The organism is Streptomyces sp. NPDC004435 (assembly GCF_042873895.1).
Taxonomy (GTDB): Bacteria; Actinomycetota; Actinomycetes; order Streptomycetales; family Streptomycetaceae; genus Streptomyces.
Genome location: NZ_JBIAMB010000026.1, coordinates 22,349 through 48,636 on the forward strand (window position 1 = coordinate 22,349; position 26,288 = coordinate 48,636).

At 71.7% G+C, this 26,288-nt stretch carries 21 protein-coding genes; 12 read left to right on the forward strand and 9 right to left on the reverse strand.

Features of this window, described 5'->3' with window-relative positions:
• Positions 1 to 319: 319 nt before the first annotated feature.
• Both ACFYT9_RS34310 and ACFYT9_RS34315 read left to right on the forward strand, forming a co-directional pair.
• On the forward strand, positions 320 to 1,990 hold the full coding sequence (locus ACFYT9_RS34310; protein ID WP_376597427.1) for a fumarate hydratase: 1,671 nt from the start codon (positions 320 to 322) through the stop codon (positions 1,988 to 1,990).
• A gap of 165 nt (positions 1,991 to 2,155) precedes the next feature.
• A complete protein-coding gene (locus tag ACFYT9_RS34315) occupies positions 2,156 to 2,782 on the forward strand; it encodes an HAD family acid phosphatase (RefSeq protein WP_387276673.1) in 627 nt (208 codons plus the stop codon).
• A 6-nt stretch (positions 2,783 to 2,788) separates the two neighbouring features.
• On the opposite strand, the gene ACFYT9_RS34320 is transcribed toward ACFYT9_RS34315, so the two are convergent.
• The gene (locus tag ACFYT9_RS34320; protein WP_389169935.1) at positions 2,789 to 3,301 is read right to left on the reverse strand and encodes a dirigent protein; all 513 of its coding nucleotides are present in this window, start codon (positions 3,299 to 3,301) and stop codon (positions 2,789 to 2,791) included.
• A 100-nt stretch (positions 3,302 to 3,401) separates the two neighbouring features.
• Here ACFYT9_RS34320 and ACFYT9_RS34325 point away from each other — a divergent pair, with 100 nt between their 5' ends.
• Entirely contained in the window at positions 3,402 to 4,052 is a 651-nt protein-coding gene (locus tag ACFYT9_RS34325) for a lipoprotein (protein WP_387276669.1), read from the forward strand.
• 70 nt (positions 4,053 to 4,122) lie between these two features.
• On the opposite strand, the gene ACFYT9_RS34330 is transcribed toward ACFYT9_RS34325, so the two are convergent.
• The gene (locus tag ACFYT9_RS34330; RefSeq protein WP_389169938.1) at positions 4,123 to 5,649 is read right to left on the reverse strand and encodes a ricin-type beta-trefoil lectin domain protein; all 1,527 of its coding nucleotides are present in this window, start codon (positions 5,647 to 5,649) and stop codon (positions 4,123 to 4,125) included.
• Positions 5,650 to 5,783: 134 nt separating this feature from the next.
• Here ACFYT9_RS34330 and ACFYT9_RS34335 point away from each other — a divergent pair, with 134 nt between their 5' ends.
• The 3 genes from ACFYT9_RS34335 (at position 5,784) to ACFYT9_RS34345 (ending at position 10,342) form a co-directional block, all read left to right on the forward strand.
• A complete protein-coding gene (locus tag ACFYT9_RS34335; RefSeq protein ID WP_389169941.1) occupies positions 5,784 to 7,256 on the forward strand; it encodes a class II fumarate hydratase in 1,473 nt (490 codons plus the stop codon).
• Between the two features lie 155 nt (positions 7,257 to 7,411).
• Positions 7,412 to 8,086: a DUF402 domain-containing protein gene (locus ACFYT9_RS34340; protein WP_389169943.1), complete on the forward strand. Its 675-nt coding sequence runs from the start codon at positions 7,412 to 7,414 to the stop codon at positions 8,084 to 8,086.
• Between the two features lie 309 nt (positions 8,087 to 8,395).
• Positions 8,396 to 10,342, forward strand: coding sequence for a SpoIIE family protein phosphatase (locus ACFYT9_RS34345; protein ID WP_389169946.1), 1,947 nt, complete (start codon positions 8,396 to 8,398; stop codon positions 10,340 to 10,342).
• A gap of 242 nt (positions 10,343 to 10,584) precedes the next feature.
• Here the strand turns inward: ACFYT9_RS34345 and ACFYT9_RS34350 are convergent, their stop codons facing one another.
• Complete coding sequence (locus ACFYT9_RS34350) at positions 10,585 to 12,912, reverse strand: transglycosylase domain-containing protein (RefSeq protein WP_389169949.1); 2,328 nt, start codon at positions 12,910 to 12,912, stop codon at positions 10,585 to 10,587.
• Between the two features lie 316 nt (positions 12,913 to 13,228).
• On the opposite strand from ACFYT9_RS34350, the gene ACFYT9_RS34355 reads away from it, so the two are divergent.
• From ACFYT9_RS34355 to ACFYT9_RS34365, 3 genes are read left to right on the forward strand one after another with little or no spacing between them, the layout of a single operon-like run.
• Positions 13,229 to 13,753, forward strand: a complete 525-nt coding sequence (locus ACFYT9_RS34355) for a PadR family transcriptional regulator (RefSeq protein ID WP_376597411.1) — start codon at positions 13,229 to 13,231, stop codon at positions 13,751 to 13,753.
• The gene (locus ACFYT9_RS34360) at positions 13,750 to 14,433 is read left to right on the forward strand and encodes an ABC transporter ATP-binding protein (RefSeq protein WP_389169952.1); all 684 of its coding nucleotides are present in this window, start codon (positions 13,750 to 13,752) and stop codon (positions 14,431 to 14,433) included. The genes ACFYT9_RS34355 and ACFYT9_RS34360 overlap by 4 nt, the downstream gene beginning before the upstream one ends.
• Entirely contained in the window at positions 14,421 to 16,781 is a 2,361-nt protein-coding gene (locus ACFYT9_RS34365; RefSeq protein ID WP_389169955.1) for an ABC transporter permease, read from the forward strand. Before ACFYT9_RS34360 ends, ACFYT9_RS34365 begins: the two co-directional genes overlap by 13 nt.
• 117 nt (positions 16,782 to 16,898) lie before the next feature.
• On the opposite strand, the gene ACFYT9_RS34370 is transcribed toward ACFYT9_RS34365, so the two are convergent.
• Positions 16,899 to 17,873, reverse strand: coding sequence for a hydrogen peroxide-inducible genes activator (locus ACFYT9_RS34370; RefSeq protein ID WP_387276653.1), 975 nt, complete (start codon positions 17,871 to 17,873; stop codon positions 16,899 to 16,901).
• Between the two features lie 133 nt (positions 17,874 to 18,006).
• Here ACFYT9_RS34370 and ACFYT9_RS34375 point away from each other — a divergent pair, with 133 nt between their 5' ends.
• Both ACFYT9_RS34375 and ACFYT9_RS34380 read left to right on the forward strand, forming a co-directional pair.
• A complete protein-coding gene (locus ACFYT9_RS34375) occupies positions 18,007 to 18,561 on the forward strand; it encodes a peroxiredoxin (RefSeq protein ID WP_376597403.1) in 555 nt (184 codons plus the stop codon).
• A 2-nt stretch (positions 18,562 to 18,563) separates the two neighbouring features.
• Complete coding sequence (locus ACFYT9_RS34380; RefSeq protein ID WP_043227114.1) at positions 18,564 to 19,097, forward strand: alkyl hydroperoxide reductase; 534 nt, start codon at positions 18,564 to 18,566, stop codon at positions 19,095 to 19,097.
• A 62-nt stretch (positions 19,098 to 19,159) separates the two neighbouring features.
• Here the strand turns inward: ACFYT9_RS34380 and ACFYT9_RS34385 are convergent, their stop codons facing one another.
• From ACFYT9_RS34385 to ACFYT9_RS34405, 5 genes are all read right to left on the reverse strand, one after another.
• Positions 19,160 to 19,840, reverse strand: coding sequence for a hypothetical protein (locus ACFYT9_RS34385; RefSeq protein ID WP_389169959.1), 681 nt, complete (start codon positions 19,838 to 19,840; stop codon positions 19,160 to 19,162).
• Positions 19,837 to 21,246, reverse strand: a complete 1,410-nt coding sequence (locus ACFYT9_RS34390; protein ID WP_387280590.1) for an AI-2E family transporter — start codon at positions 21,244 to 21,246, stop codon at positions 19,837 to 19,839. The genes ACFYT9_RS34385 and ACFYT9_RS34390 overlap by 4 nt, the downstream gene beginning before the upstream one ends.
• A 265-nt stretch (positions 21,247 to 21,511) precedes the next feature.
• Complete coding sequence (locus ACFYT9_RS34395) at positions 21,512 to 22,249, reverse strand: transglycosylase SLT domain-containing protein (protein ID WP_376606227.1); 738 nt, start codon at positions 22,247 to 22,249, stop codon at positions 21,512 to 21,514.
• Positions 22,250 to 22,649: 400 nt separating this feature from the next.
• Positions 22,650 to 23,975 carry a PhoH family protein gene (locus ACFYT9_RS34400; protein ID WP_376605212.1) on the reverse strand — a complete coding sequence of 442 codons (1,326 nt, stop codon included), beginning with the start codon at positions 23,973 to 23,975 and terminating at the stop codon, positions 22,650 to 22,652.
• Positions 23,976 to 24,282: 307 nt separating this feature from the next.
• A complete protein-coding gene (locus ACFYT9_RS34405; RefSeq protein ID WP_376605210.1) occupies positions 24,283 to 25,044 on the reverse strand; it encodes an isoprenyl transferase in 762 nt (253 codons plus the stop codon).
• Between the two features lie 128 nt (positions 25,045 to 25,172).
• Between ACFYT9_RS34405 and mgrA the strand changes: the two genes are divergently transcribed.
• Complete coding sequence (gene mgrA / locus ACFYT9_RS34410) at positions 25,173 to 26,210, forward strand: L-glyceraldehyde 3-phosphate reductase (RefSeq protein ID WP_389169965.1); 1,038 nt, start codon at positions 25,173 to 25,175, stop codon at positions 26,208 to 26,210.
• The last annotated feature ends 78 nt before the right edge of the window (positions 26,211 to 26,288 follow it).

Sequence of the window (26,288 nt, forward strand, 5' to 3'; positions counted from 1 at the left end):
GGCCCCGGACACGGACGGAGCCGGGCCACGGGCGGGCGGGAGAGGCCGGGGACGTGACAGACGCTCAGGACGCCTCCCCGCGGCGCGGCCCGTCGCCGAACGGCACGCGGGGCTCCGGCATCCGGAACCGGCGGCCACGATACGTACCCGCTCACGGCGAGCGTCGTCTCCTGACGGAACACTCCACTTCGGCGCGGTCCCGGGCCCTGGTGAGCCTTACCTCACAGGATCGGGGCCGCGCCCTCGTTCTACGCTGGAGGGCGCGCCCGCCAACGGAGGCGGCGCGCTGCTGTCTGCCGAGTGAGGAATGGCCGCCGTCATGCCAGAGTTTGCGTACTCCGATCTGCTCCCCGTGGGAGAGGACACCACGCCCTACCGCCTGGTGACCGCCGAGGGCGTCTCCACCTTCGAGGCCGACGGCCGTACGTTTCTCAAGGTCGAACCGGAGGCGCTGCGCAAGCTGGCCGCCGAGGCGATCCACGACATCCAGCACTACCTGCGCCCGGCCCACCTCGGCCAGCTGCGGAAGATCATCGACGACCCGGAGGCGTCGAGCAACGACAAGTTCGTCGCGCTCGACCTGCTGAAGAACGCGAACATCGCCGCCGCGGGCGTCCTGCCCATGTGCCAGGACACCGGCACCGCGATCGTCATGGGCAAGCGCGGGCAGAACGTGCTCACCTCCGGCCGTGACGAGGAGGCCCTGTCGAAGGGCATCTACGACGCGTACACCAAGCTCAACCTCCGCTACTCGCAGATGGCCCCGGTCACCATGTGGGAGGAGAAGAACACCGGCTCGAACCTGCCCGCGCAGATCGAGCTGTACGCGACCGACGGCGGCGCGTACAAGTTCCTCTTCATGGCCAAGGGCGGCGGCTCGGCCAACAAGTCCTTCCTCTACCAGGAGACGAAGGCCGTCCTCAACGAGGCGAGCATGATGAAGTTCCTGGAGGCGAAGATCCGCTCGCTGGGCACGGCCGCCTGCCCGCCGTACCACCTGGCGATCGTCGTCGGCGGCACCTCCGCCGAGTTCGCGCTCAAGACCGCGAAGTACGCCTCCGCGCACTACCTGGACGAGCTCCCCACCGAGGGCGACGCCGCGACCGGCCACGGCTTCCGGGACAAGGAGCTGGAGGAGAAGGTCTTCGAGCTGACGCAGCGGATCGGCATCGGCGCGCAGTTCGGCGGCAAGTACTTCTGCCACGACGTGCGGGTGGTCCGCCTCCCCCGGCACGGCGCCTCGCTGCCCGTCGCCATCGCCGTCTCCTGCTCGGCCGACCGCCAGGCCGTCGCGAAGATCACCGCCGAGGGCGTCTTCCTGGAGCAGCTGGAGACCGACCCCGCGCGCTTCCTCCCGGAGACCGAGGACACCCACCTGGACTCGGGCGACGTCGTGCGGATCGACCTCAGCCGGCCGATGGACGAGGTGCTCGCCGAGCTGACCAAGTACCCGGTCAAGACCCGTCTCTCGCTGACCGGTCCGCTGGTCGTGGCGCGTGACATCGCGCACGCCAAGATCAAGGCGCGGCTCGACGCCGGCGAGGACATGCCGCAGTACATGAAGGACCACCCGGTCTACTACGCGGGTCCGGCGAAGACCCCCGAGGGGTACGCCTCCGGTTCCTTCGGCCCGACGACGGCCGGCCGGATGGACAGCTACGTGGAGCAGTTCCAGGCGGCGGGCGGCTCGATGGTGATGCTCGCCAAGGGCAACCGCTCGCAGCAGGTCACCGACGCGTGCGGCACGCACGGCGGCTTCTACCTCGGCTCCATCGGCGGCCCGGCCGCGCGTCTCGCCCAGGACTGCATCAAGAAGATCGAGGTCCTGGACAACGAGGAGGACGGCATGGAGGCCGTCTGGAAGATCGAGGTCGAGGACTTCCCCGCGTTCGTCGTCGTCGACGACAAGGGCAACGACTTCTTCCAGAATCCCGCGCCGGAGCCGACGTTCACCCACATCCCGGTGCGCCAGGGCTCCCAGCTCTCGTAACCCGCGGTAGCGGTTCACCCGCCCCTCGGTCCCCGCGGACCGGGGGGCGGCGTCGTCCTCCGCTCGGAAAGTCGCTACCGGACGGTAGCCAGCCGGACACTTACTGGTCAGTATGGGTCGCGAGCATGTCAACCACTGAGACGGTCGACCACTCGGGAGCCCCCCATGCCCAACGCCAAGTCCGCAGCCTCCGCCACCGGCGTCCTCGGCCTCACCGCCCTCCTCCTCGTCGGGCCCGCGCCCGCGGCCTCCGCCGCCGACCCGGACCGGCACCTCACCTCCGCCGCCGCGATCGAGGGCGTGGACTACACGACCTGGCGCCGTGACGTGGCCGCCGTCGTCGCCGAGGCCCGTCCGTACGTCGAGAAGCGCGCCGAGGACGCCGGCACCGAGAAGCAGGCGATCGTCCTCGACATCGACAACAGCTCCCTGGAGACGGACTTCCACCCGTTCTGGGAGCTGCCGACCCCCGCCATCCCCGAGATCCACTCGCTCGTCAGGGACGCGCACGCGCGCGGGGTGAAGGTCTTCTTCGTGACCGCCCGCCCCGGGATCATCCACTCGCTCACCGAGTGGAACCTGAAGAAGGTCGGCTACCCCGTGGACGGGCTGTACGTACGCTCGCTGCCCGACCTGTTCGCCGAGGTCAGCGCGTACAAGACGGAGAAGCGCGCCGAGATCGAGGCCAAGGGCTACACGATCATCGCGAACATCGGGAACAACACGACCGACATCGTCGGCGGTCACGCCGAGCGCGCCTTCAAGCTGCCGGACTACGGCAAGCTGTCCTGACCCCCGCTAGCGGGTGAGGTGGAACTCCAGGCGTGAGGAGTCCCCGTCCGGCGTGGAGCGGATGTAGCCGCGGACGTCCTTGAAGTCGCCGGTGCCGCCGGTGACCGCGATGTCGTACGCGGCCGGGGCGTCGTCCGTGGGATCGACGGAGAGCAGCGTCTGCCCGGTGATCTGGCCGCCGGGGCCGCCGTTCAGGACGAAGGTGCCGACGCAGAGCAGGTCGGCCGGGTTGCCGGTGCGCACCACGGTGCAGCCGACGCCGTCCCGGCCGACCGGCTCGCCGCCCTTGGTGCGGGAGAGGTCGTCGGCGAAGGCGAAGGAGTCGCCGAGCTCGGGAGCTTGAGTCTCCTCGCCGCCCTCGTCCGTCGGGACCTCCTTGGCGTAGAGCGTGAACTCGAACCCGTTCGCCGCGGGCGCCGCCGGCGCCGGCGCGGCGGCCACCGGTGCGGCGGCCGAGAAGGCGACGGCGGCGACCGTCGCGGCGCCGAGCGCGCCGATCCTCCTGAAGGTGCGGGTCATGGGCTGCCTCCCTGGCGGGGTGCGGGTCTCCCCCCGCTGGCCGTCCTCACAGTGTGGGGCCGCCGTCCGGGTGACGCACCCGGGCGAGGATGATGGGGCCATGCCAGGTAGAGCCCCCTTTCTTCGTACCGCCCTGCTCGCGGCCGCCCTGCTGACCGCCTGCGGTACGCCCCAGGAGCAGGCCCCGGAGCAGGCCGCGCCCGCGGCCGCGTCCACCCCTGCCGCGAAGTCGCCGACGCCCTCGGCCTCCCCGAGCGCCGTACGGGCCGTCGGCGGCGCCGGCACCCCGTGCGTGCTGCCCGTCTCCTTCTCCCTCTCGGAGGACTGGGAGACGAAGGCGGTCGAGGCGCTGGACGACCCCGATTTCGCCGCTCTCCTGAAGCAGGGTCCGGCGACGGTCGTGTGCGAGGCGGAGGCGGAGGGGACGCCGCACATCGGCTTCCTGCGGGTGTGGACGGCGCCGAAGGGCCCGGTCCGGGCCACGCTGGACGCCTTCGTGAAGGCCGACAGGAGCAAGAGCAAGGGGATCACCCTGACGGACCTCAGGGTGGGCGGGGCGGGCGGTGTGCCCGCGGTGGAGGCCCGCTTCTCCGTGTTCAACGAGCTCATGGAGGAGTGGCGGGAGGGGCGGGCCTTCGCGGTCACGACCCCGAAGGGCGTGGTCGTGGTGGAGCTCGGCGGCCTCGACTCCGGGGAGGACGACATGGTCGCCGCGTACGAGGCCGTGAAGGCCGGTCTCAAGGTGTCGTGACGGAGCCGTGGCGTGACGGAGCCGTGGCCCCCCGCCCCGCACCGGACGGAGGGCCACGGCCGCTCGGGGGCTACGCGAACTTCTGGTTCGCGGAGCCGTTGCAGGTCTGGAGCCGGACGGGCTCCTTCGCCGCCCCCTGCGTCAGGCAGAAACCGGTCGCGGCGGCGGGCCGGATCGTGGCGCCGTCGTGGACGAACTTCTGGTTGGCGGCGCCGCCGCAGTTCCAGACGATGAGCGCCTTCCCGGCCTGGTAGGCGGCCCCGGGCACGTCCAGGCAGCGGTCCTGGGTGAGTTCGGTGTGGACCGTCTTCCGGGCGGAGTCGTACCACCAGCCCTGGTTGCGGCCGCCGTGGCAGTCCCAGCCGAGGACGGCGGTGCCGTTGGCGGACTCGGAGGCGTTGACGTCGAGGCAGTTCCCGGTCGCCTCGTTCCGCAGCGGCTCGAAGACGTCGTCCCAGGCGACCGGGAAGAGCGTCGGGGTGCCGGAGGAGTCGACGTCGGCGCAGCTCGCCTCGCGCAGGCCCGACGCGTAGAGCTGGGTCAGGCAGGAGGCGAAGGCGGCGTGGCCGGCCTTGTTGGGGTGGAAGGACTGGCGGGTGGAGTTCTCGTCGATGCCGCCGGGCTTGGAGAGGTCGATGTAGAGACCTCGGGCCCAGGTGTCCTCCATGCAGACCTCGTGGCCGTGGAAGAGCCGCGAGTTGTCGAGGTAGACGGCGCCGGTGGAGGCGGCGACCGTGCGCATGCCGCGTTCGAAGGCCGGGACGGCGGTGTTGCGGCCCCACTTGGTGTCGGAGTCGTAGCCCATGCCGCCGCAGATCAGCTTGCCGGGGAAGTTCGGGTTGTCGCGGAAGTCCGGGCCGATCGGGCTGGGGTAGCCCATGACGACGAGCTTGTAGTCGCCGTCGGCGTACCCGGCGTCCCGCATGACCGTCTTCAGGTCGCGGACGGTCTGCTCGACCTTGGGGACGAGGCCGTCGACGCGGGCCTGCCAGCCGGCGGCGTACTTGGGCTCGCAGGCGCCCTGGCTGAGCACGTACCGGGTGACGCAGTCGGTCATGACGGGGCCGAACTGGAGGTCGTCGTTGGCCCCGGCGACCAGGAGCACCATCTTGATCCGGGTGTTGCGGGCCTTGATGGCGAGGTTGTCGCTCTGGACCAGTTCGTCGGCGTACTGCTTGCTGCCGCCGATCCGGATGTTGCCGGTGTAGCCGCCGGAGCAGGACACGTTGAAGGTGAGGTCGGCGGCGATCCCGGTGCGGTGGATGGCGGCGTCGGGCGAGCGGTGGCACCAGTTGGTGGGGCCGTTGGTGGGGGGCTCGTAGCTGCCGATGCCCTCGCCGGAGATCTCGCTGTCCCCGAGCGAGATCAGACCGGTCTTCCGCTGGTCGAGGGGGCGTTCCTCGGGGCTGCCGTAGATCCTGGTGGCCTCGGCGGCCCGGATCGTCTCCAGGGCCGGGGGCAGGGGTACGGAGGCGACGGCGGCCTTCGTACCGGTCTCGGCCGCTCCGGCGGGGGCGGCGGTGAGGGAACCTAGTGCGGCGGCGGCTGCCGCGACGGCGGCGATGGGCCACCGGAGTCTGTACCTGGTGCGCGTCATTGCGCCTCCTGGAAGTGGGGTTACCCACGGTTTTTACTGGCCGGTACACGCCTTGGGAATACATCGAACAAGACAAGTGCTCATCTTTTTGAGGATGTTGGGGAAGCTGAGCACACCCGGGAGGACGAACGACCATGAACGAGACCGACGGCGACCGCGCCGCTCGCACGGACGGCGACCGCGCCGCTCACACCGAGGGCGACGACGCCGCTCGCACCGAGGGCTACCGCGTCGAGCACGACTCGATGGGCGAGGTCAGGGTCCCCGTCCACGCCAAGTGGCGGGCCCAGACCCAGCGGGCGGTGGAGAACTTCCCCGTCTCCGGACAGCGCCTGGAGCGCGCCCACATCGAGGCGCTGGCCCGGATCAAGGCCGCCGCCGCCAAGGTCAACGCCGAGCTCGGCGTGATCGACCGGGACCGGGCGGAGGCGATCGCGGCCGCCGCCGGGGAGGTCGCGGAGGGCCGCTGGGACGACCAGTTCCCCGTCGACGTCTTCCAGACCGGCTCCGGCACCTCCTCCAACATGAACACCAACGAGGTCCTGGCCACCCTCGCCGGCGAGCGGCTCCCGGCCGAGCGGGCCGTCCACCCCAACGACCACGTCAACGCCTCGCAGTCGTCCAACGACGTCTTCCCCTCCTCCATCCACATCGCCGCCACCGCCGCCGTGACCCGTGACCTGATCCCGGCGCTCGACCATCTGGCCACCGCCCTGGAGCGAAAATCGGCCGAATTCGCGACGGTCGTGAAGTCCGGCCGTACGCATCTGATGGACGCCACCCCGGTCACCCTGGGCCAGGAGTTCGGCGGCTACGCGGCCCAGATCCGGTACGGGATCGAGCGCCTCCGCTCCGCCCTCCCCAGGCTCGCCGAACTCCCCCTCGGCGGCACCGCGGTGGGCACCGGGATCAACACCCCGCCCGGCTTCTCCGCCGCCGTCATCGCCGAGGTCGCCCGGGCCACCGGCCTGCCCTTCACCGAGGCCCGCGACCACTTCGAGGCCCAGGGCGCCCGGGACGGTCTGGTGGAGACGTCCGGCCAGCTCAGGACCATCGCCGTCTCGCTCACCAAGATCGCCAACGATCTGCGCTGGATGGCCAGCGGCCCCCGCACCGGACTGGCCGAGATCAACCTCCCCGACCTCCAGCCCGGCTCCTCGATCATGCCCGGCAAGGTCAACCCGGTGATCCCCGAGGCGGTCCTCATGGTCGCCGCCCAGGTCACCGGCAACGACACCACGGTCGCGGTGGCCGGCGCCGCCGGGAACTTCGAGCTCAACGTGATGCTCCCGGTGATGGCCAAGAACCTGCTGGAATCCGTACGGCTCCTCGCCAACGCCTCCCGGCTCCTCGCCGACCGCACGGTCGACGGGATCACCGCCAACGCCGAGCGCGCCCGCGAGTACGCCGAGTCCTCCCCCTCCGTCGTCACCCCGCTGAACCAGTACATCGGCTACGAGGAGGCCGCCAAGGTCGCCAAGAAGGCCCTCGCCGAGCGGAGGACGATCCGCGAGGTCGTCCTGGACTCCGGCTACGTGGACCGCGGCGACCTCACCCTCGAACAGCTCGACGAGGCCCTCGACGTCCTGCGCATGACCAGGCCGTGACTCCGGACGCGGTCCGGTACGACCCCGGCCGCGCCCCCACGCGGGCGCGGATCCGGCACGACCCACGGGCGGCCGTGAAGCGCGGCCGTCCACCGCGTGACTCAAGCGTGACGCGTACCGCAGCGCGGGTGGGAGCGCGCCCCTAAGATCTGCGCATGACAGGATCGGACGGATCGGGCGACATCCAGCACTGGGCGCCGGGGGAGCACATCCTCTGGCGCTACCGCGGCAACGGCACCGACGAGGTGCACATCTGCCGGCCGGTGACCGTCGTGCGCGACACCCCCGACCTGCTGGCCGTGTGGATGGCGCCCGGCACCGAGTGCGTCCGGCCGGTGCTCGCCGACGGCACCTCCGTCCACGACGAGCCGCTCGCCACCCGCTACACCGCGCCCCGCACCACCGAGCGCGCCCACTGGGCCGGCAGCGGCGTGCTCAAGCTCGCCCGGCCCGGCGAACCGTGGTCGGTCTGGCTGTTCTGGGAGCGCGGCTGGCGCTTCCGCAGCTGGTACGTGAACCTGGAGGAGCCGCGCCGCCGCTGGTCCGGCGGCGTCGACTCCGAGGACCACTTCCTCGACATCTCCGTCTACCCCGACCGCAGCTGGCTCTGGCGGGACGAGGACGAGTTCGCCCAGGCCCAGCGGGCCGGGCTGATGAGCACCGGCCAGGCCGACCTGGTACGGGCCGCCGGCGCGGCCGCCGTGGAGCTCGTCGAGAGCTGGGGCGCCCCCTTCCGGGACGGCTGGGAGGAGTGGCGGCCCGATCCCGCCTGGACCGTTCCCGCCCTGCCGGCCGACTGGGATCGCATCCCGGCGCACACGGCGCCATGAGACCCTTGATGCGCCCCCGGGGTCCAAACGTAGGATCGTCCTCCGCACGACCGACACCGGGCGAACTCGACGTCACCGACCGAACCCAGCACAGCAACTGACCACACGTCACAGCACGTCATCGATGAGGGGGAGAGCAGTGCCGCAGCTGTGCCCGGGTGGCGCGCCCCCCGCCCCCGCCGCCGTCCGCGGAGCGTCCGCATCCCCCGCGAACACCTCTTCCGAGGGGTTTATCCCCGGCGAAGGCGCGGCATCGGCGAGAAGAGCGAGTGCATCGCACCACCGGCCCGGACGGACGGAATCCCACGCGTGACGGAGCATCCCACCTCCCACGAAGGCCGGCAGCCCCTGGCCGACCGGCCCCAGGAACAGGCGCGACCCCGTCAGGAGGCCGCGCCCTCCGGCCTGCCCTCCGACATCCCCGCGCAGCCCTCGGCGCAGGCACAGGTCCCGGAACCTCCCGCACCGGCCGGAGCTGCGGCGCCGCAGGCACCGGCGGGGCCGGGCGGGCCGTCCGCCCCCGCGGTCGCCGTCGCCGTCTCCCCCGGTACGGCCCCGGCCGGGCGCCGCGAGGGCGACCGGCTGCGCTTCGTGGGCGCCGCGACCCGGCGGATCGCCCGCGGCCTCGACCTGGACGAGATCGTGCTCGGCCTGTGCCGCGCCACCGTGCCCGCCTTCTCCGACGAGATCCTCGTCTACCTCCGCGATCCGCTGCCGGTGGGCGACGAGCGGCCGGTGGCCCCGTTCGTGCTGCGGCTGCGGCGCACCGACCGGCTGCGGTTAACGCCGGACGTGGAAGGCGACGAGCTCGTCCTCGTACCCGACCCCGACCCGACTCCGGCCGCCGAGCTGTGCGAGGTGCGCTCCGGCAGCGCCCTCGCCGAGGTGCTCCGCGGGGTCCGGCCGGTCTTCGGCGACTCCGCCGCCGCCCGGACCGCCCTCGGCGAGCTCCTCGGCTCCGACCACCCGCTCCCCAAGGGACTGCGGGCGATACTGGCGCCGCTGCGCGGCCGCCGCCGGGTGATCGGCGCCGCCGTCCTGCTGCGCCGGGCCGAACAGCCCGCCTTCGAGCCGGACGACCTCCTCGTCGCCGCCCAGCTGGCCACCCACACCGCGCTCGGCATCGACAAGGCGGTGCTGTACGGCCGGGAGGCGTACATCGCCGACGAGCTCCAGCGCACCATGCTGCCGGACTCGCTGCCCCAGCCGACCGGCGTCAAGCTCGCCTCCCGCTACCTCCCGGCCGCCGAGACCGCCCGGGTGGGCGGCGACTGGTACGACGCGATCCCGCTGCCCGGCAGCCGGGTCGCCCTCGTCGTCGGCGACGTCATGGGCCACTCCATGACCTCGGCCGCGATCATGGGCCAGCTGCGCACCACCGCGCAGACCCTGGCCGGGCTCGACCTGCCGCCGCAGGAGGTGCTGCACCACCTCGACGAGCAGGCTCAGCGGCTCGGCCAGGACCGGATGGCGACCTGCATGTACGCGGTGTACGACCCGGTCTCGCACCGGATCACGGTGGCCAACGCCGGCCATCCGCCGCCGATACTGCTCCACCTCGACGGCCGTGCCGAGGTGCTGCGCGTCCCGGCCGGTGCCCCGATCGGGGTCGGCGGCGTGGACTTCGAGGCGGTCGAGCTGGACGCCCCGGCCGGCGCGACGCTGCTGCTCTACACGGACGGTCTGGTCGAGTCCCGGCTGCGGGACGTCTGGACCGGCATCGAGCAGCTGCGGGAGCGGCTCGCGGCGGCCGCCCAGCTGACCGGGCCCGACCACGCGCCGCCGCTCGAAGCGCTCTGCGACGACGTGCTCGACATGCTGGGCCCGGGCGACCGGGACGACGACATCGCGCTGCTGGCGGCCCGTTTCGACGGGATCGCGCCGAGCGACGTGGCGTACTGGTTCCTCGAACCGGAGGACGCGGCCCCCGGCCGCGCCCGCCGGCTGGCCCGCCGCGCACTGGCCCGCTGGGACCTGGAGGAGCTGACCGACTCGGTCGAGCTGCTGATCAGCGAGGTCGTGACCAACGCCGTGCGGTACGCGGAGCGGCCCGTGACCCTGCGGCTGCTCAAGACCGACGTCCTGCGCTGCGAGGTCGGCGACGACTCCCCGCAGCTGCCCCGGCAGCGGCGGGCGCGCGAGACGGACGAGGGCGGGCGCGGCCTGTTCCTGGTGAACCGGCTGGCACGGCGGTGGGGGGCGACCCGGCTGTCGGGCGGCAAGGTGGTCTGGTTCGAGCTGGCGACGCGCGTCTGATCCCGTATCCAATATCCGGGATCCAATATTCGGATCTCGGATATTGGATCCGAATATTGGATCCAACGTATTGGATCCCTGATGCTGGATCCGAAGTGCTGGATCCCTGATGTTGGATCCGAGGTATTGGATCCAAGCCTTGGATCTCGGCTACCGGATCCTGGATCCAACAGCCCCCTCGACGCGAAGAAGGCCGACCCCTCCCGGGGCCGGCCTTCTCCTTCTCCCTGCGCGCGAGCGCGTCAGCCGGGCTGCTGGGTGGCGATGCCGGGCGTGACGCCGTCGCCGCCGCTCTCGCCGCTCCCCCCGCTGTCGCCTTCGCCGCCTCCGCCTCCGCTTCCGCCGTTGCCGCCACCGCCGTTGCCACCGCCGCCGGGGCGTCCGGTGTCGGGCGGCTGGACCGTCGCGGTGTTGGTGGGCTCCTGGGTGGGTTCCTGGGTCGGCGGGGGCGGGGTGGTGGTGCCCTGGGTGGGCGTCCTCGGCGGCGGGGCCGTCGTGCCGGTGGTGGGCGGCGGCGTGGTGGCGGTGGTCGGCGGAGTGGTCGTGGGCTGCTCCGTCGGCTCCTCGGTGGGTTCCTGGGTGGCGGTCGGGCCGCCGGACCAGGTCGGCTCGCCGTAGCCGCCGCTGTTCTCCTCGGTCTCCAGGTCGAAGGTGGCGTCCGAGCCACCGTTCAGGGCCCGCTCGGTGTAGGCGCCCCAGATCCTGGCGGGGTAGTTGCCGCCGCTGGCGCGGCCCGGCTCGATGGCGTCGGTGAGGGTGACCTGCTGCGCGATCTTGCCGGACGTGTCCTCGCCGAACAGGGCGACGGCGGTGACCAGTTCGGGGGTGTAGCCGACGAACCAGGCGGACCGGTTGTTCTCGGAGGTGCCGGTCTTCCCGGCGGCGTCGTAGTCGCCGGCGGCGCGGAAGCCCGAACCGTCGCGGACGACGCCCGCCATCGCCTGGGTGACGGTGTCGGCGGCCCGGCGGCTGATGACCTGCTCACCGGTCTGCTTGACAGGCTCGGCCTTGCGGTCGTGGTGCTGGGCGGTCTTGACCAGGGTGGGGGTGACCTTCTCGCCGTGGTTGTCGAGGGTGGCGTAGACGCCGGCCATGTCGAGGGTGGAGGCACCCATGGTGCCGAGCGACATGGCGGGGGTCGCGCCGAAGTCCTGGCCGTCCTTCATGCCGAGGGCGAGGGCGGTCTTCTTGGTGTCCTCGATGCCGACGTCGACGATCATCTGCGCGTAGACCGAGTTGATCGACTTGTCGGTGGCCTGCTGGACGGTGACGGGGCCGTGCGAGACGTCGCCCTGGTTCTCGGGGGCGAAGGGGACCGGGCTGTTGACGACCTTCCGCTTGCTGGTGCCGTCGTAGACCGTGTTCAGGCCGATCTCGCGCCCGTCCTGGGTCTCGGAGCCCTTGTCGACGGCGGTGGCGAGGACGATCGGCTTGAAGGTGGAGGCGGGCTGGAAGTCGCGCCGGGTGGCGTTGGACATCCAGTGCTCGGTGGCGCCGACGCCGCCGTACATCGCGACGACCCCGCCGGTCCTCGGGTCGACGGAGGTGGCGCCGGCCTGCACGGTGGCGGCCTTCTTGTCGCCCTTGCGGTCGATCTTGGCTTCGAGCTGCTTGTCGACGGCGGCGACGAGATCCTTCTGCTTCTGCTCGTCGATGTTGAGGGTGATCGTCCAGCCGCCGGCCTTGATGTCCTCCTCGCTGACGCCCTGGCGCATCAGCTCCTGGTTCGCCGCCTCGACGATGTAGCCGGTCTGCCCCTCCATGCCGGGCAGCGGCTTGGGCGCGCGCGGGACGGGGAACTTCAGGCCGGCGCGCTCGGCGGCGGGGAGCCAGCCCATCTCGACCATGTTGTCGAGGACGTAGTTCCAGCGCTCCTCGACGAGCTTGCGGCCGGTGGCGCTGGCCGAGGTCCAGTCGTACTGGTTGGGGGCCTGGAGCAGCGAGGCGAGGTAGGCGCCCTGGGCGGTGGTGAGCTTGGAGGCGTCGGTGCCGTAGTACGAGCGGGCGGCGGCCTGGATGCCGTAGGAGGAGCGGCCGTAGTAGCTGGTGTTGATGTAGCCGGCGAGGATCTCGCCCTTCTCCCGCTCCTGGTCGACCTTGACGGCGATGATCATCTCCTTGAGCTTGCGGGTCGCCGTCTGGTCCTGGCTCAGGTAGAAGTTCTTGACGTACTGCTGGGTGATCGTGGAGCCGCCCTGCTTGCCCTGGCCGGTGAGGGTGTTCCAGGCGGCGCGGGTGGTGCCCTTGATGTCGACGCCGTTGTCCTTGTAGAAGGACTTGTTCTCGGCGGCGACGAAGGCCTGCTGGACGGGGAGCGGGATCTTGTCCAGGCCGACGATCTCGCGGTTGATCTCGCCGGTGCGGGCGAGGATCGTGCCGTTGGAGTACTTGTAGATATTGCTCTGCATGGTCGCCTCGGCGTTGGCCGTGGGCACGGGGACCAGCAGGTAGACCGTGTAGAGGCCGCCGAGACCGACCAGGCCGAGCAGGAGGAAGGTGCCCAGCACCTTCTTCCAGGTGAAGAGGCGGCGTATGCCCCGTTTCTTCGCCTTCTTGTCCGGTCGGCCCATGTGTCGCTTCGCTCCGCTCGTCATGTGTCCCGTCGCCCCGGCCCGGCGAGCCGCCGGATCAGCTCAGCAAGCTAACACCGGCAGTGCGGACATAGGGCAACCGATCACGCCTTTTCAGGACGTGAGAATCAGCACCCACCCCCAGGGGAACCGACGTCCCGGCGGGCGTGATGGTTGCGTGAAGGACCGGTTCCGTTTCGGTGCGCTTCTCCCGCCGGCCCCGGCCCGCCCGGCCCTCACCCCACTCCCTGCCCTGGCTCCCGCCCTGGCCCTCCGGCTATACAGCGTGCGTATACATGCCGTGTACAGTGACGCCATGTCCATCGGTCACACCCTTCTCGGACTCCTCGAAACGGGCCCGCGCCACGGCTACGACCTCAAGCGCGCCTTCGACGAGCGGTTCGGCCACGACAGGCCGCTCCACTACGGCCAGGTCTACTCGACGATGTCCCGCCTCCTGAAGAACGGCCTCGTCGTCGTCGACGGCCTCGAACCCGGCGGGGGCCCGGAGCGCAAGCGGTACGCGATCACCGACGCCGGCATCACCGATGTCGCCGAGTGGCTCGCGACCCCCGAGAAGCCGGAGCCGTACCTCCAGTCCACGCTCTACACCAAGGTCGTCCTCGCCCTGATGACCGGCCGCGGGGCCGCCGAACTGCTCGACACCCAGCGGGCCGAGCACCTGCGTCTGATGCGCGAGCTCACCCGCCGCAAGAAGGACGGCGACCTCGCCGACCAGCTCATCTGCGACCACGCCCTCTTCCACCTGGAGGCGGACCTGCGCTGGCTGGAGCTGACCGCCGCCCGTCTCGACCGGCTCGCCGAGGAGGTCCGCCGATGACGAACGCACCGCTCCTGCGCGCCACCGGACTCTCCAAGGCGTACGGCCCCACGCCGGCGCTCTCCGGCGCGGACTTCGCCCTGCGCGCCGGCGAGGTCGTCGCCGTCATGGGCCCCTCCGGCTCCGGCAAGTCCACCCTGCTGCACTGCCTCGCCGGCATCGTCCGCCCCGACGCGGGCACCCTCACCTACGACGGGCGCGACCTCACCGCCCTCTCCGACACCGCACGCAGCGCCCTGCGCCGTACCGACTTCGGCTTCGTCTTCCAGTTCGGCCAGCTCGTCCCCGAGCTGACCTGCGCCGAGAACGTGGCACTGCCGCTCCGGCTCAACGGCGAGAAGCGGAAGGCCGCCGAGACCCGGGCCGTCGAGTGGCTCGCCCGCCTGGAGGTCGACGACACCGCGGGCAAGCGCCCCGGCGAGATATCCGGCGGCCAGGGCCAGCGGGTCGCCGTCGCCCGCGCCCTCGTCACCGCCCCCCGCGTGATCTTCGCCGACGAACCGACCGGCGCCCTCGACTCCCTCAACGGCGAGCGGGTCATGCGGCTGCTCACCGAAGCCTCCCGGGACACCGGCGCCGCCGTCGTCCTCGTCACCCACGAGGCCCGCGTCGCCGCCTGGTCCGACCGCGAGGTCGTCGTCCGCGACGGCTCGGTCCGCGACACGGAGTGGGCCGCGTGACCCCGGGCACCTGGGCCCGCGACCTGACCCTCGGCGCCCGCTTCGCCGCCACCGGCGGCCGTTCCGGGCTGCTGCGCACCCTGCTCACCGCGGCCGGCGTCGGCTTCGGCGTCGCCCTGCTCCTGCTCGCCTCCTCGCTGCCGAACATGCTCTTCCAGCGGGAGGTGCGGGAGGCGGCCCGCGCCGCCGACGCCGCCCACGAGGTCACCAGCCCCCGCCCCGACACCTTCCTCCACTACACCCAGCACAGCTCCTTCCGGGGCGCCGGTCTCACCGGCCTGCTGCTGAAGCCGGAGGGCCCGAAGGCCCCGACGCCGCCCGGGACGACGGGCGTGCCCGCCGAGGGCGAGATGCTGGTCTCCCCCGCCCTCGCCGAACTGCTCGACTCCCCCGACGGCGCCCTCCTGAAGGAGCGGCTCCCCTACAAGGTCGCCGGGACGATCGGCGAGGACGGCCTGATCGGCCCGAACGAACTGCGGTACGTCGCCCACGCCGGCTTCCTCACCACCGACAACTACGACGGGCGCGCCGAGCGCTACGGCTGGTCGGTGCCCGAGGAGCCGATGAACGCCTTCCTGCTCCTCCTCGTCGTCATCGCGTACGTGGTGCTGCTCCTGCCGGTGCTGGTCTTCATCGCGACCGCGGCCCGCTTCGGCGGCGAGCAGCGCGACCGCCGGCTCGCCGCGCTCCGGCTCGTCGGCGCGGACAACGCCACCACCCGGCGCATCGCGGCCGGCGAGTCGCTCGCCGGCGCGCTGCTCGGACTCGCCGTCGGCACCGGACTCTTCCTGGTGGCCCGGCAGTTCGCGGGCGCCGTCGAGATCTGGGACGTCAACGCCTTCCCGTCCGACGTCGTCCCGCACACCGCGCTCGCCCTGCTGGTCCTCGCCGTGGTGCCGGTCTCCTCCGTCCTCGTCACCCTCCTCGCCCTGCGCGGAGTGGCGATCGAGCCGCTGGGCGTGGTCCGCACGGCCACCCCGCGCCGCCGCCGGCTCTGGTGGCGCCTGCTGATCCTGGCCGCCGGTGCCGCGCTGCTCGCCCCGACGATCGGCGGCATCCGGATGGAGGACACGGCGATCGACACCATCACCATCGGCGGCGGCACCGTCCTCGTGCTCGTCGGCCTCACCGGTCTGCTGCCGTGGCTCGTCGAGGCCGCGGTAAAGAGGCTCAGCGGCGGTCCGGTCTCCTGGCAGCTCGCCGTCCGCCGGCTCCAGCTCTCCAGCGGCACGGCGGCCCGCGCGGTCAGCGGGATCGTCGTCGCGGCGGCCGGGGCGATCGCCCTCCAGATGCTCTTCCAGGCGATGGAGAGCGACTTCACCTCCTCCACCGGCCACGACACCACCCGCGCCCAGCTCCAGACCTCGCTGGACGCCCGGAACGGCGACGAGGCACGGCGGACCATCGACCGGCTCGCCTCCGTCGACGGCGTCACCGGGACGATCGGCACGACCACGGCGCACGTCTTCCGGCCCGGCCCGCTGAAGCCGGGCGAGGACTTCGCGCCGATCACCCAGTTCGCCGTCGGCGACTGCGCCTCGCTGCGCGAGTTCGCCACGCTGCCCTCGTGCGCGGACGGCGACGCCTTCGTGGTGCTGCCGCCGAAGGGCGCCACCGACGCCCCCGACGCCGGCTGGGTCCGCGAGACCGCCCGGGCCGGCGCGCAGGTCGCGCTCCGCGACCCCGAGGAGCACGAGGGCGCCATGCCGCTGTGGCGGGTCCCCGCCGACGCCCCGACCGTGACCGCCCGCCGCGACCCGGCCGGCCTGCACTTCTACGGTCTGCTCGCCACCCCGTCCGCGATCGACGCGGCCCGCCTCGACAACCCGCAGGCCGAGGTGATGGTCCGGTTCGACCCGGCCGTCCCCGACGCCCCCGAGCGGGTACGGAACGCGGCCCTGGCGATCGACCCGACCGCCACGGTCCGCGGGCTGAGCGACACCGAGCAGAGCTCCCGCTTCACCAGCGTCCGCACCGGCATCCTCGTCGGCTCGACCCTCACCATGCTGCTGGTGGCGGCCTCCCTGCTGGTCGCGACGCTGGAGCAGCTGCGCGACCGCAAGCGGCTGCTGTCCTCCCTGGTCGCCTTCGGCACCCGGCGCTCCACCCTGAGCTGGTCGGTGCTGTGGCAGACGGCGGTGCCGATCGCCGTCGGCCTGGCCCTCGCGGTGGCGGGCGGCCTCGGTCTCGGCTCGGTCCTGCTCGCGATGACGAACCAGCCGATCCGGGACGGGTGGGTCTTCCTGCCGGTCGTCGGCATCGGCGCGGGCCTGATCGCCGCGGTGACGCTGCTCAGCCTGCCGCTGCTCTGGCGGCTGATGCGCGCGGACGGGCTGCGCACCGAGTAACCCGCCGGACGGGTGTACGAGACGGAGGGCGCGGGTTCCCGGCACCGGGGGGTGTCGGGAGCCCGCGCTCCCGTGCGTACGGACCGATCGGAGGCGGGTACGGACGGGGCCCGGGGGTCAGGAGTCCGCGCCCAGCACCCGTACGGGCAGGGCCGCCAGCTCCTCGCGCAGCGCCTCGGCCAGCTCCTCGAACTCGGACTGGCGGGCCGCGCCGGCCCGCATCGCGAGGGCGATCCGGCGGGTGGGCGCGGGCTCGGCGAAGGCGCCGGTCCACAGGGCGGTGTTGCGGGCGGTCTCGACGGTGACGGCGGTGCGCGGCAGCAGCGTCACACCGAGCCCGCCGGCCACCAGCTGCACGAGGGTGGCGAGCCCGGCGGCGGTGGTGGTCACCTCGGGCCCGTCCAGCCGGCCGGCCTCGCGGCAGATGTCGAGGGCCTGGTCGCGCAGACAGTGCCCCTCGTCGAGGAGGAGCAGCCGCTGCTCCTTCAGGGCCTCGCGGGGGATGCCGTCCCGGCCGGCCAGCTGATGGCCCTGCGGGGTGACCAGCACGAAGTCCTCGTCGAAGAGCGGCAGCTCGGTGACGCCGGGCACGCCGAGGGGGACGGCGAGCAGCAGCAGGTCGAGCCGTCCGGCGGCGAGCCCTTCCAGGAGGGTGGCGGTCTGCTCCTCGTGGACCTGGAGGTCGAGCTCGGGGTAGCGGCGGTGCACGAGCCGGAGGACGTCGGGGAGGAGGTAGGGGGCGACGGTGGGGATGACCCCGAGCCGCAGCACCCCGGTGAAGGGCGCCTGGGCGCCCTCGGCCTCCTCCATCAGCTCGGCGACGGCGTCGAGGACGGCCCGGGCACGGACCGCGAGCCGTTCGCCGGCGGGCGAGAGCAGCACCTTGCGGGTGGTCCGCTCCAGGAGCTGGACACCGAGTGCCTCTTCGAGTGCCGAAACCGCGCCCGAGAGCGCGGGCTGGCTCATGCCGATGGCGGCCGCCGCGTCCCGGAAGTGCAGATGCTCGGCCACCGCCACGAAGGCCCTGAGCTGGGAGAGGCTGGGCTGTTTGGCCCGCTGGGAGGAGTGCTGGGGGACGTACGGGGATGCCACTGATAACCACCTTCGATCAACACGACCCACTCTAGCTATTTCCCTGATCAATACACTGCGTGCCATGCTGTGATCCGTCCAACCCCTCATGGAAGCCCCCAAAAGGGACCCTTCCGAGCTGCAAGGAGAGCGCGTGCTCACTGTCGGCAACCAGTTCCCCACCTACGACCTGACCGCCTGCGTGTCGCTGGAGAGCGGCAAGGAGTTCGCTCAGATCGACCACAAGTCCTACGAGGGCAAGTGGCGCGTGGTGTTCTTCTGGCCGAAGGACTTCACCTTCGTCTGCCCGACCGAGATCGCCGCCTTCGGCAAGCTGAACGACGAGTTCGCCGACCGTGACGCGCAGATCCTCGGCGTCTCCGGTGACTCCGAGTTCGTCCACCACGCCTGGCGCAAGGACCACGCCGACCTGCGTGACCTGCCCTTCCCGATGCTCGCCGACTCGAAGCACGAGCTCATGAGCGACTGCGGCGTGCGCGGCGAGGACGGCTTCGCCCAGCGTGCCGTCTTCATCGTGGACCCGAACAACGAGATCCAGTTCACGATGGTGACCGCCGGTTCCGTGGGCCGTAACCCCAAGGAGGTCCTGCGGGTCCTCGACGCCCTGCAGACCGACGAGCTCTGCCCCTGCAACTGGAGCAAGGGCGAGGACACCCTGGACGCCGGCAAGCTCCTGGCCGGTGAGTGAGCATGGCCCTCGATGAGCTCAAGTCCGCCATACCGGACTTCGCCAAGGACCTGAAGCTGAACCTCGGCTCGGTCATCGGCAACAGCGAGCTCCCGCAGCAGCAGCTGTGGGGCACCGTGCTGGCCTGCGCGATCGCCTCGCGCTCGCCGAAGGTGCTGAAGGAGCTGGAGCCCGAGGCCCAGGCGAACCTGAAGCCCGAGGCGTACCAGGCCGCCAAGTCCGCCGCCGCGATCATGGCCATGAACAACGTCTTCTACCGGACCCGGCACCTGCTGTCGGACCCCGAGTACGGGACGATGCGGGCCGGTCTGCGGATGAACGTCATCGGCAACCCGGGCGTCGAGAAGGTCGACTTCGAGCTGTGGTCGCTCGCGGTCTCCGCGATCAACGGCTGCGGCCAGTGCCTGGACTCGCACGAGCAGGTCCTGCGCAAGGCCGGCGTCGACCGCGAGACGATCCAGGAGGCGTTCAAGATCGCCTCGGTGATCCAGGCGGTCGCCGTCACCCTGGACGCGGAGGCCGTCCTCGCCGAGTGACCTCGGTGGCCTCGTGACGAGCGCCCCGGAGCGATCCGCTCCGGGGCGCTCGCCGTCTCCGGTCACTTCTTGAGCGCGGCCAGGAGGGCGAGGGCGTCCTGCGTCATCGGGACGTCGATGCCGGACAGGTCGGGCTGGGGCCCTTCCCCCATCGGCCGCCCCTGCTCGTCGTAGGAGACGTTGACGTACATGTCGATGCGGAGCTCGGCCTGGCCGTCGAGGACCCACATCGCCCCTCCGGCCTCGCCCTGGTCGTTGAAGAGGGCCTTCTCGCCGAGGCCGGCGATCGGCTGGGTGAGCTCGTAGTACTTCGCTCGCGCCTCGAACTCCGGCCCGGGGTCGGTGACCTTGTGCAGGGTGTAGGAGAGCTGGACGCTCTGCTGGCGATTCCCCTCGCCGTAGGTGACGGAGCAGGAGCTCTCGCTCAGCGCGGTCTCGTCGAAGTACGGTCCGACACCGTCATCGGCCCGTTTGCCGAGGACCATGCCCATGGCCTTCAGCTCGGAGACCTCACACAGGTTCTCGACCGGCTTGTACCCGCCCAGGTCCACGCCCTCGTCCCGCTGCTGCACCAGGCCGTACGTGTACAGCCCCGCGCCCCACAGGGCGGAGGCGACCAGCGCGCCGCCGAGCCCCCACAGCCAGGGCCTGCGGCCGCGCGGCGGGCGCGGTTCCCGCTCCTCCGTCAGGACTTCGGCGGTCTCGAAGGGGGCGCCGCCCACCAGCTCGGGTTCGGATATCACGCCTTGCCCTTCCGCTCCGGCGATCCGGGCGCCGGGGTGGGCGCCACTTCGAAGGCGGTCGCGCCCCTCGGCTCGGGGGCGGTGAGCAGCGCCGGTTCCTGGCTCCACGCCTTGAGGTAGCCGACGACGGTGTTGGTGACCGCGACGAGCGGGACGGCGACGACGGCGCCGCCGATGCCCGCGGTCAGCCCGCCCGCGGCGACCGCGAGGACGACGGCGAGCGGGTGGACGCGGACGGCCCGGCCGAGGATGAACGGCTGGAGGACGTGGCCCTCGATCTGCTGCACGGCGAGGACCACCACGAGGACCATCAGCGCGGTGAACACGCCGTTGGTGACGAGGGCGACCAGCACCGCGAGGGCGCCGGAGATGACGGCGCCGACGAGCGGGATGAAGGCGAAGAGGAAGATGAAGACGGCGAGCGGTACCGCCATCGGCACGTCGAGGAAGTAGAGCCCGAGGCCGATGAAGACCGCGTCGATGAGGGCGACGAGGACGGTGCCGCGCACATAGGCGGTGAGGGTGCGCCAGGCGCGCGGTCCGGCGCCGGCGACGCCGGGACGGGCCTGCGCCGGGACGAGCTTGAGCGTCCACTCCCAGACCTTCTTGCCGTCGTAGAGCAGGAAGAGGGTGGAGAACATGGCGAGCAGGATGCCGGTCATCGTCTCGACGACGACGGTCACGCCCTGGAGGCCGAAGGAGGTGATCTGCTCGGCGTTGGCGCCGATGGTGTCGCTGAGGTTCTTGGCGATGTCGTTGATCTGGCGCTCGGTCACGTGGAACGGGCTGTCCAGGAGCCAGCGCTTGAGCTCCTCGATGCCGTCCCTGACCCGGTCGGTGAGGGTGTCGACGTTGTCCATCACCTGCCAGACCACGAACCAGCCGACCAGGCCCATCACGACGAAGCCGGAGATGGCGGTGATGGCGGTGGCGAGCCCGCGCGGCACGCCCATGGTCCGCAGCCGGGCGACGGTCGGCTGGAGCAGGGCGGTGACGAGGAGCGCGGCGACGAAGGCGAGGACGACGAGCTGGACGGAGCTGATGACCCGCATCAGCACCCAGACCGTGCCGGCGAGGACGAGCAGCCGCCAGCCGGCCTCGCCGGCGACCCGCAGGCCCCACGGGATGGCGGAGACCGGGTCGGGCCGGGCGGGGACGGCGGGCGCGTAGGCCGGCGGGGCGGGGACGACGGCGCGGTCCTCCGCGGAGCCCCCACCGGCGGCACCCCCCGGGTCCGCACCGGCGGCGGGTGCCGCGGCCGGCGCCGCGGCTTCCGCCGGCGTCCGCTCCGCCCGCGGTCCGTCCTCCTCCGGCCGGTCGGCCTCGGCGCGCCGGGCGTCCAGCTCGCTACCGATGCGGCTGATGCCCTCTCCGATCCGGCTCAGCCATCCTGGCAGTCTCGACATCTCGTCCCTCTTCCCCCCGTTCGGTCCCTGGCAACCTACACGCAGGAAGCCCCGCACCGTAGGACGGTGCGGGGCTTCCTGAGGTTGAGCGCGCGCCGGTACAGGGCCTGTCTGACCATTGACGTCGGATCAGGCCGGGTCGTCCGGTGCGTGCGATCGGCGTGCGGCCGGGGCGCCCTCGTAGCGGAGCTACTTGGGCGTCTCGGCCGTGCGGCGAGCGTGCGTGCCGGGCGGGCCGGACCCGGCGGGAATGGTCAGACAGGCCCTAGTACCAGCGGTTGGCCTGCCAGAACGACCAGGCGCCGCAGGGGCTGCCGTAGCGGCCGTTCATGTAGCTGAGACCCCACTTGATCTGGGTGGCGGGGTTGGTCTGCCAGTCGGCGCCGGCCGAGGACATCTTGTGGCCCGGCAGCGCCTGGACGAGGCCGTAGGCGCCGGAGGACGGGTTCTGCGCCCGGTAGTTCCAGCCGGACTCGTGGTCGATGATGTTGCTGAAGCACTGGAACTGCGAGGCCGGGATCATCTGGCGGGCGATCGCCTTGACCTCGGAGATGGAGTACGAGCCCTGGGCGGAGAAGCTCGACGCGTCGCGGACGCTGTCGCGACTGGCGCGCTCGGCCGCCTCCTTCTCGCGGGCCTCGCGCTCGGCGCGCTCCTCGGCTTCCTTCTTCTCCTGCTCCGCCTTCTCGTCCGCGGCCTTCTTCTTGGCCTCGGCGTCCTTGGCGGCCTTGAAGCGGGCGGCCTCCTCGGCGCCCTTGCGGGCGGTGGCGTCCGCGGCGGCGGCCTGGACGTCGGCCTGCTCCGCGAGGGAGGCGACCTGTACCTGTGCCTGCGCGCCGGCGGGGATGTCCGCGAGCAGCGTGCTGTCGGCCGCGGCGGCCTCGAAGTTGTCGTCAGAGGTGGCCTGGGCGGCGTTGCCCGTGGCAACTCCGACGACGGCGCCGACGGTGGTGACTGCAGTGGCAGACGCCACCGCGAATCCCCGGACCGAGATCCGGCTCACACGGTTTCCTTCCAGCATCCCCCGCAGCGGTGACCACGCGGGCGAAATCGTGCCCCTCGCGCTGGTCTTCGTCGTACCGGGTCACAGAAGACACGGGCCCGTGGTGCTGTGGGCGGCATACGGCGTCGGTTGTGGAGTTGTGCGGTGCTGCTGTGCGGGCCTTCGAACGCTCGAAGGTGCACGGGTGCCGTATGCGGGGCCTGACGGAAGCAAGACTCTGCCGGACGCGGACGCCGCAAGGCAATTCTGTGTTGCGTGTGAAAGCTCACACCCCGGCGGGCGCACGTGTTTTGACGGATGTTGCGGACACGGGGGCGCCGCCCGGCTAAGCTCCTGCGCTTCGCCGGGCGGCGCCAACTCCCGTACGGGAGTTAAAGGGTACGAATCGGACGCCTGCTCCTCACAGGCGGCTGTCCTCCAGCATCTCGGTGACCAGGGCCGCGATCTGGGACCGCTCCGAGCGGGTCAGGGTGACGTGCGCGAAGAGCGGATGCCCCTTCAGCTTCTCGACCACGGCGACGACTCCGTCGTACCGCCCCACCCGCAGGTTGTCCCGCTGGGCCACGTCGTGGGTGAGGACCACCCGCGAGTTCGCCCCGATACGGGACAGAACGGTCAGCAGGACGTTCCGCTCCAGGGACTGGGCCTCGTCCACGATGACGAACGCGTCGTGGAGGGAACGGCCCCGGATGTGGGTGAGCGGCAGGACCTCCAGCATCCCCCGGGACAGCACCTCCTCGATCACCTCGCGGCCGGCGACGGCCGAGAGCGTGTCGAAGACCGCCTGCGCCCAGGGGCTCATCTTCTCGGACTCGCTGCCCGGCAGATAGCCGAGGTCCTGGCCGCCGACCGCGTACAGCGGACGGAAGACCATCACCTTCTGGTGCTGCCGGCGCTCCAGGACGGCCTCCAGGCCCGCGCAGAGCGCGAGCGCGGACTTGCCGGTGCCGGCCCGGCCGCCCATCGAGATGATCCCGACCTCCGGGTCGAGGAGCAGGTCGAGCGCGATCCGCTGCTCGGCGCTGCGGCCCCTGATCCCGAACGCCTCCCGGTCGCCGCGGACCAGCCGTACGTTCCCGTCGGCGCCGACCCTGCCGAGCGCCTTGCCGCGCTCCGACTGGAGCACCAGGCCGGTGTGCACGGGCAGCTCGGACGCCTCCGGCACGTACAGCCGCTCCTGGTCGTACAGGAGGTCGATCTGCTCGGCGGAGAGGCTCAGCTCGGACATCCCGGTCCACCCGTTGGTGTCCGTGATGGCGAGTTCCGCGCGGTACTCCTCGGCGAGCAGGCCCACCGAGGACGCCTTGATGCGCAGCGGCAGGTCCTTGGAGACGACGGTGACGTCGTACCCCTCCGCCTGGAGGTTCCGCGCGACCGCGAGGATCCGGGAATCGTTGTCTCCCAGCCGGTAGCCGGCCGGGAGGATGCCGGGGTCGGAGTGGTTGAGCTCGACCCGCAGCGTGCCGCCGAGCTCCCCGACGGGGAGGGGGGCGTCCAGGCGTCCGTACCGGACCCGGAAGTCGTCCAGCAGGCGCAGGGCCTGACGGGCGAAGTAGCCGAGCTCGGGGTGATGCCTCTTCGCCTCCAGCTCCGTCACCACCACGATGGGGAGCACGACCTCGTGCTCCTCGAAGCGGGACATCGCCTTGGGGTCGGCGAGCAGGACGCTGGTGTCGAGAACATAGGTGCGCCGGTCGGAAAGGCGGCGCTTCGTGCTGGTCACCACGGAAGGACAGACCCCCTCTGAAGACCCGAAAAAGGCCGGGGTGCGACGGAATCACCGTTGTCGCGGCGGAATGGGACCGGGATCGGACCGCCCAGCGCGGGCCGAACTCCGGCCCTCCGCTTCTCCCGTACGTGTCCCGCACGGTCGTCCTGGTGCAAGGGGCCTCCCGGGTGGCGGTCTCCGTGCCGCTCACTTCACCAGGGTTATGCCCTCGAACACTCCCGGCCATGCCAGGGCATATGACGGCGTGTGCGTGAACGTGCGGTGACGCCTCCGGGGCCTGTCCTCGGCGCGAGGGGGTGGGACCTCAGGTGCCGTAGCGCCGGTGCCGGGCGGCGTAGTCGCGCAGCGCCCGCAGGAAGTCGACCTTGCGGAAGGCCGGCCAGTGGACCTCGCAGAAGTAGTACTCGGAGTGCGCGCTCTGCCACAGCATGAAACCGGACAGGCGCTGCTCGCCGCTGGTGCGGATCACCAGGTCCGGGTCGGGCTGCCCGCGCGTGTACAGGTGCTCCGAGATGAGGTCGATGGAGACGGTCTCGGCCAGCTCCTCGAAGCTGGTGCCGCGCTCGGCGTGGTCCAGGAGGAGCGAGCGGACCGCGTCCGCGATCTCCTGCCGGCCGCCGTAGCCGACGGCGACGTTGACGAGTATCCCGGCGTTGCCGCGGGTGGACTCCTCGGCCTCCTTGAGGACCGTCTGGGTCCGGGCGGGCAGCAGGTCCATGGTGCCCACGTGGTGCACCCGCCAGCGCCCGTCCGAGGCGAGCGCCTTCACCGCGTCCTCGATGATCCCGAGCAGCGGGACCAGCTGCGCCTCGGGGCGGCTCAGGTTGTCCGTGGAGAGCATCCAGAGCGTCACGACCTCGACGTCCGTCTCGGCGCACCAGCCGAGCAGCTCCCGGATCTTGTCCGCGCCGGCCTTGTGTCCCTGCTCGGGGGTGCCGCCGGACGCCTTCGCCCAGCGCCGGTTGCCGTCGAGGATGACCCCGATGTGCTTGGGCACCTGATCGTGGTCGAGACGGCCTTCCACCCGGCGTGCGTAGAGCCCGTACACCAGGTCGCGCAGGTTCACTGTTCTTTACCCTCCATGGGCGGGCGGATCGCAAGCCGCCACACTACTGCGGCCGGATGAAGCGTCCCAGTCCGGGCGTGTCACAACTCCCCACGGGAGTGTCACAAGTCCGTGATAAGCAGGGATACGTGACTGATTCCCCCCTCTACCGCGCCGCCGCGGAGCGCTACGACTCCATGGAGTACCGCCGCTCGGGCCGCAGCGGTCTCAAGCTCCCCGCCGTCTCCCTGGGCCTGTGGCACAACTTCGGCGACGACCGCACCCTCGACTCCCAGCGGGCGATCCTGCGCCGCGCCTTCGACCTCGGCGTCACCCATTTCGACCTGGCGAACAACTACGGACCGCCGCCCGGCTCGGCCGAGCTGAACTTCGGCAAGATCTTCGCCCAGGACTTCGCCCCCTACCGGGACGAGCTGATCATCTCGACCAAGGCCGGCTACGAGATGCACCCGGGTCCGTACGGCGAGTGGGGCTCCCGCAAGTACCTGCTGTCCTCGCTCGACGCCTCCCTGAACCGGATGGGCCTCGACCACGTCGACATCTTCTACTCGCACCGCTTCGACCCGGAGACCCCGCTGGAGGAGACCATGGGGGCGCTCGCCTCCGCGGTCCGGCAGGGCAAGGCGCTGTACGTCGGCGTCTCCTCGTACAACGCCGAGCAGACCGCCGAGGCCGCCCGGCTGCTGAAGGAGATGGGCGTCCCGGCCCTGATCCACCAGCCCTCGTACTCGATGATCAACCGCTGGACCGAGGACGACCGGCTGCTCGACACCCTGGAGACGGCCGGCATGGGCTGCATCTCCTTCGTGCCGCTCGCCCAGGGCCTGCTCACCAACAAGTACCTGAAGGGCGTCCCGGAGGGCTCCCGCGCCACCCAGGGCAAGTCCCTCGACCCGAACCTGCTCTCCGACGAGGTGCTGCGCCGGCTCCGGGGCCTCGCCGCGATCGCCGAGCGGCGCGGGCAGTCGCTGGCCCAGCTGGCGCTGAAGTGGGTGCTGCGGGACCCGCGGATGACCTCGGCCCTGATCGGCGCGTCGAGCGTCGGGCAGCTGGAGGAGAACGTGGCCGCGCTGGCCTCCGCCCCGCTCACGGAGGCGGAGCTGAAGGAGATCGACTCCTTCGCCGTCGACACCGCCGGCACCAACATCTGGGCCGGCCGGGGCTGACCCGTACGGGTCGCGTCGCGCCGGGAACGAAAAACGGGCCGGTCCGTGGGGGGGATACGGACCGGCCCGAGGGGGGGG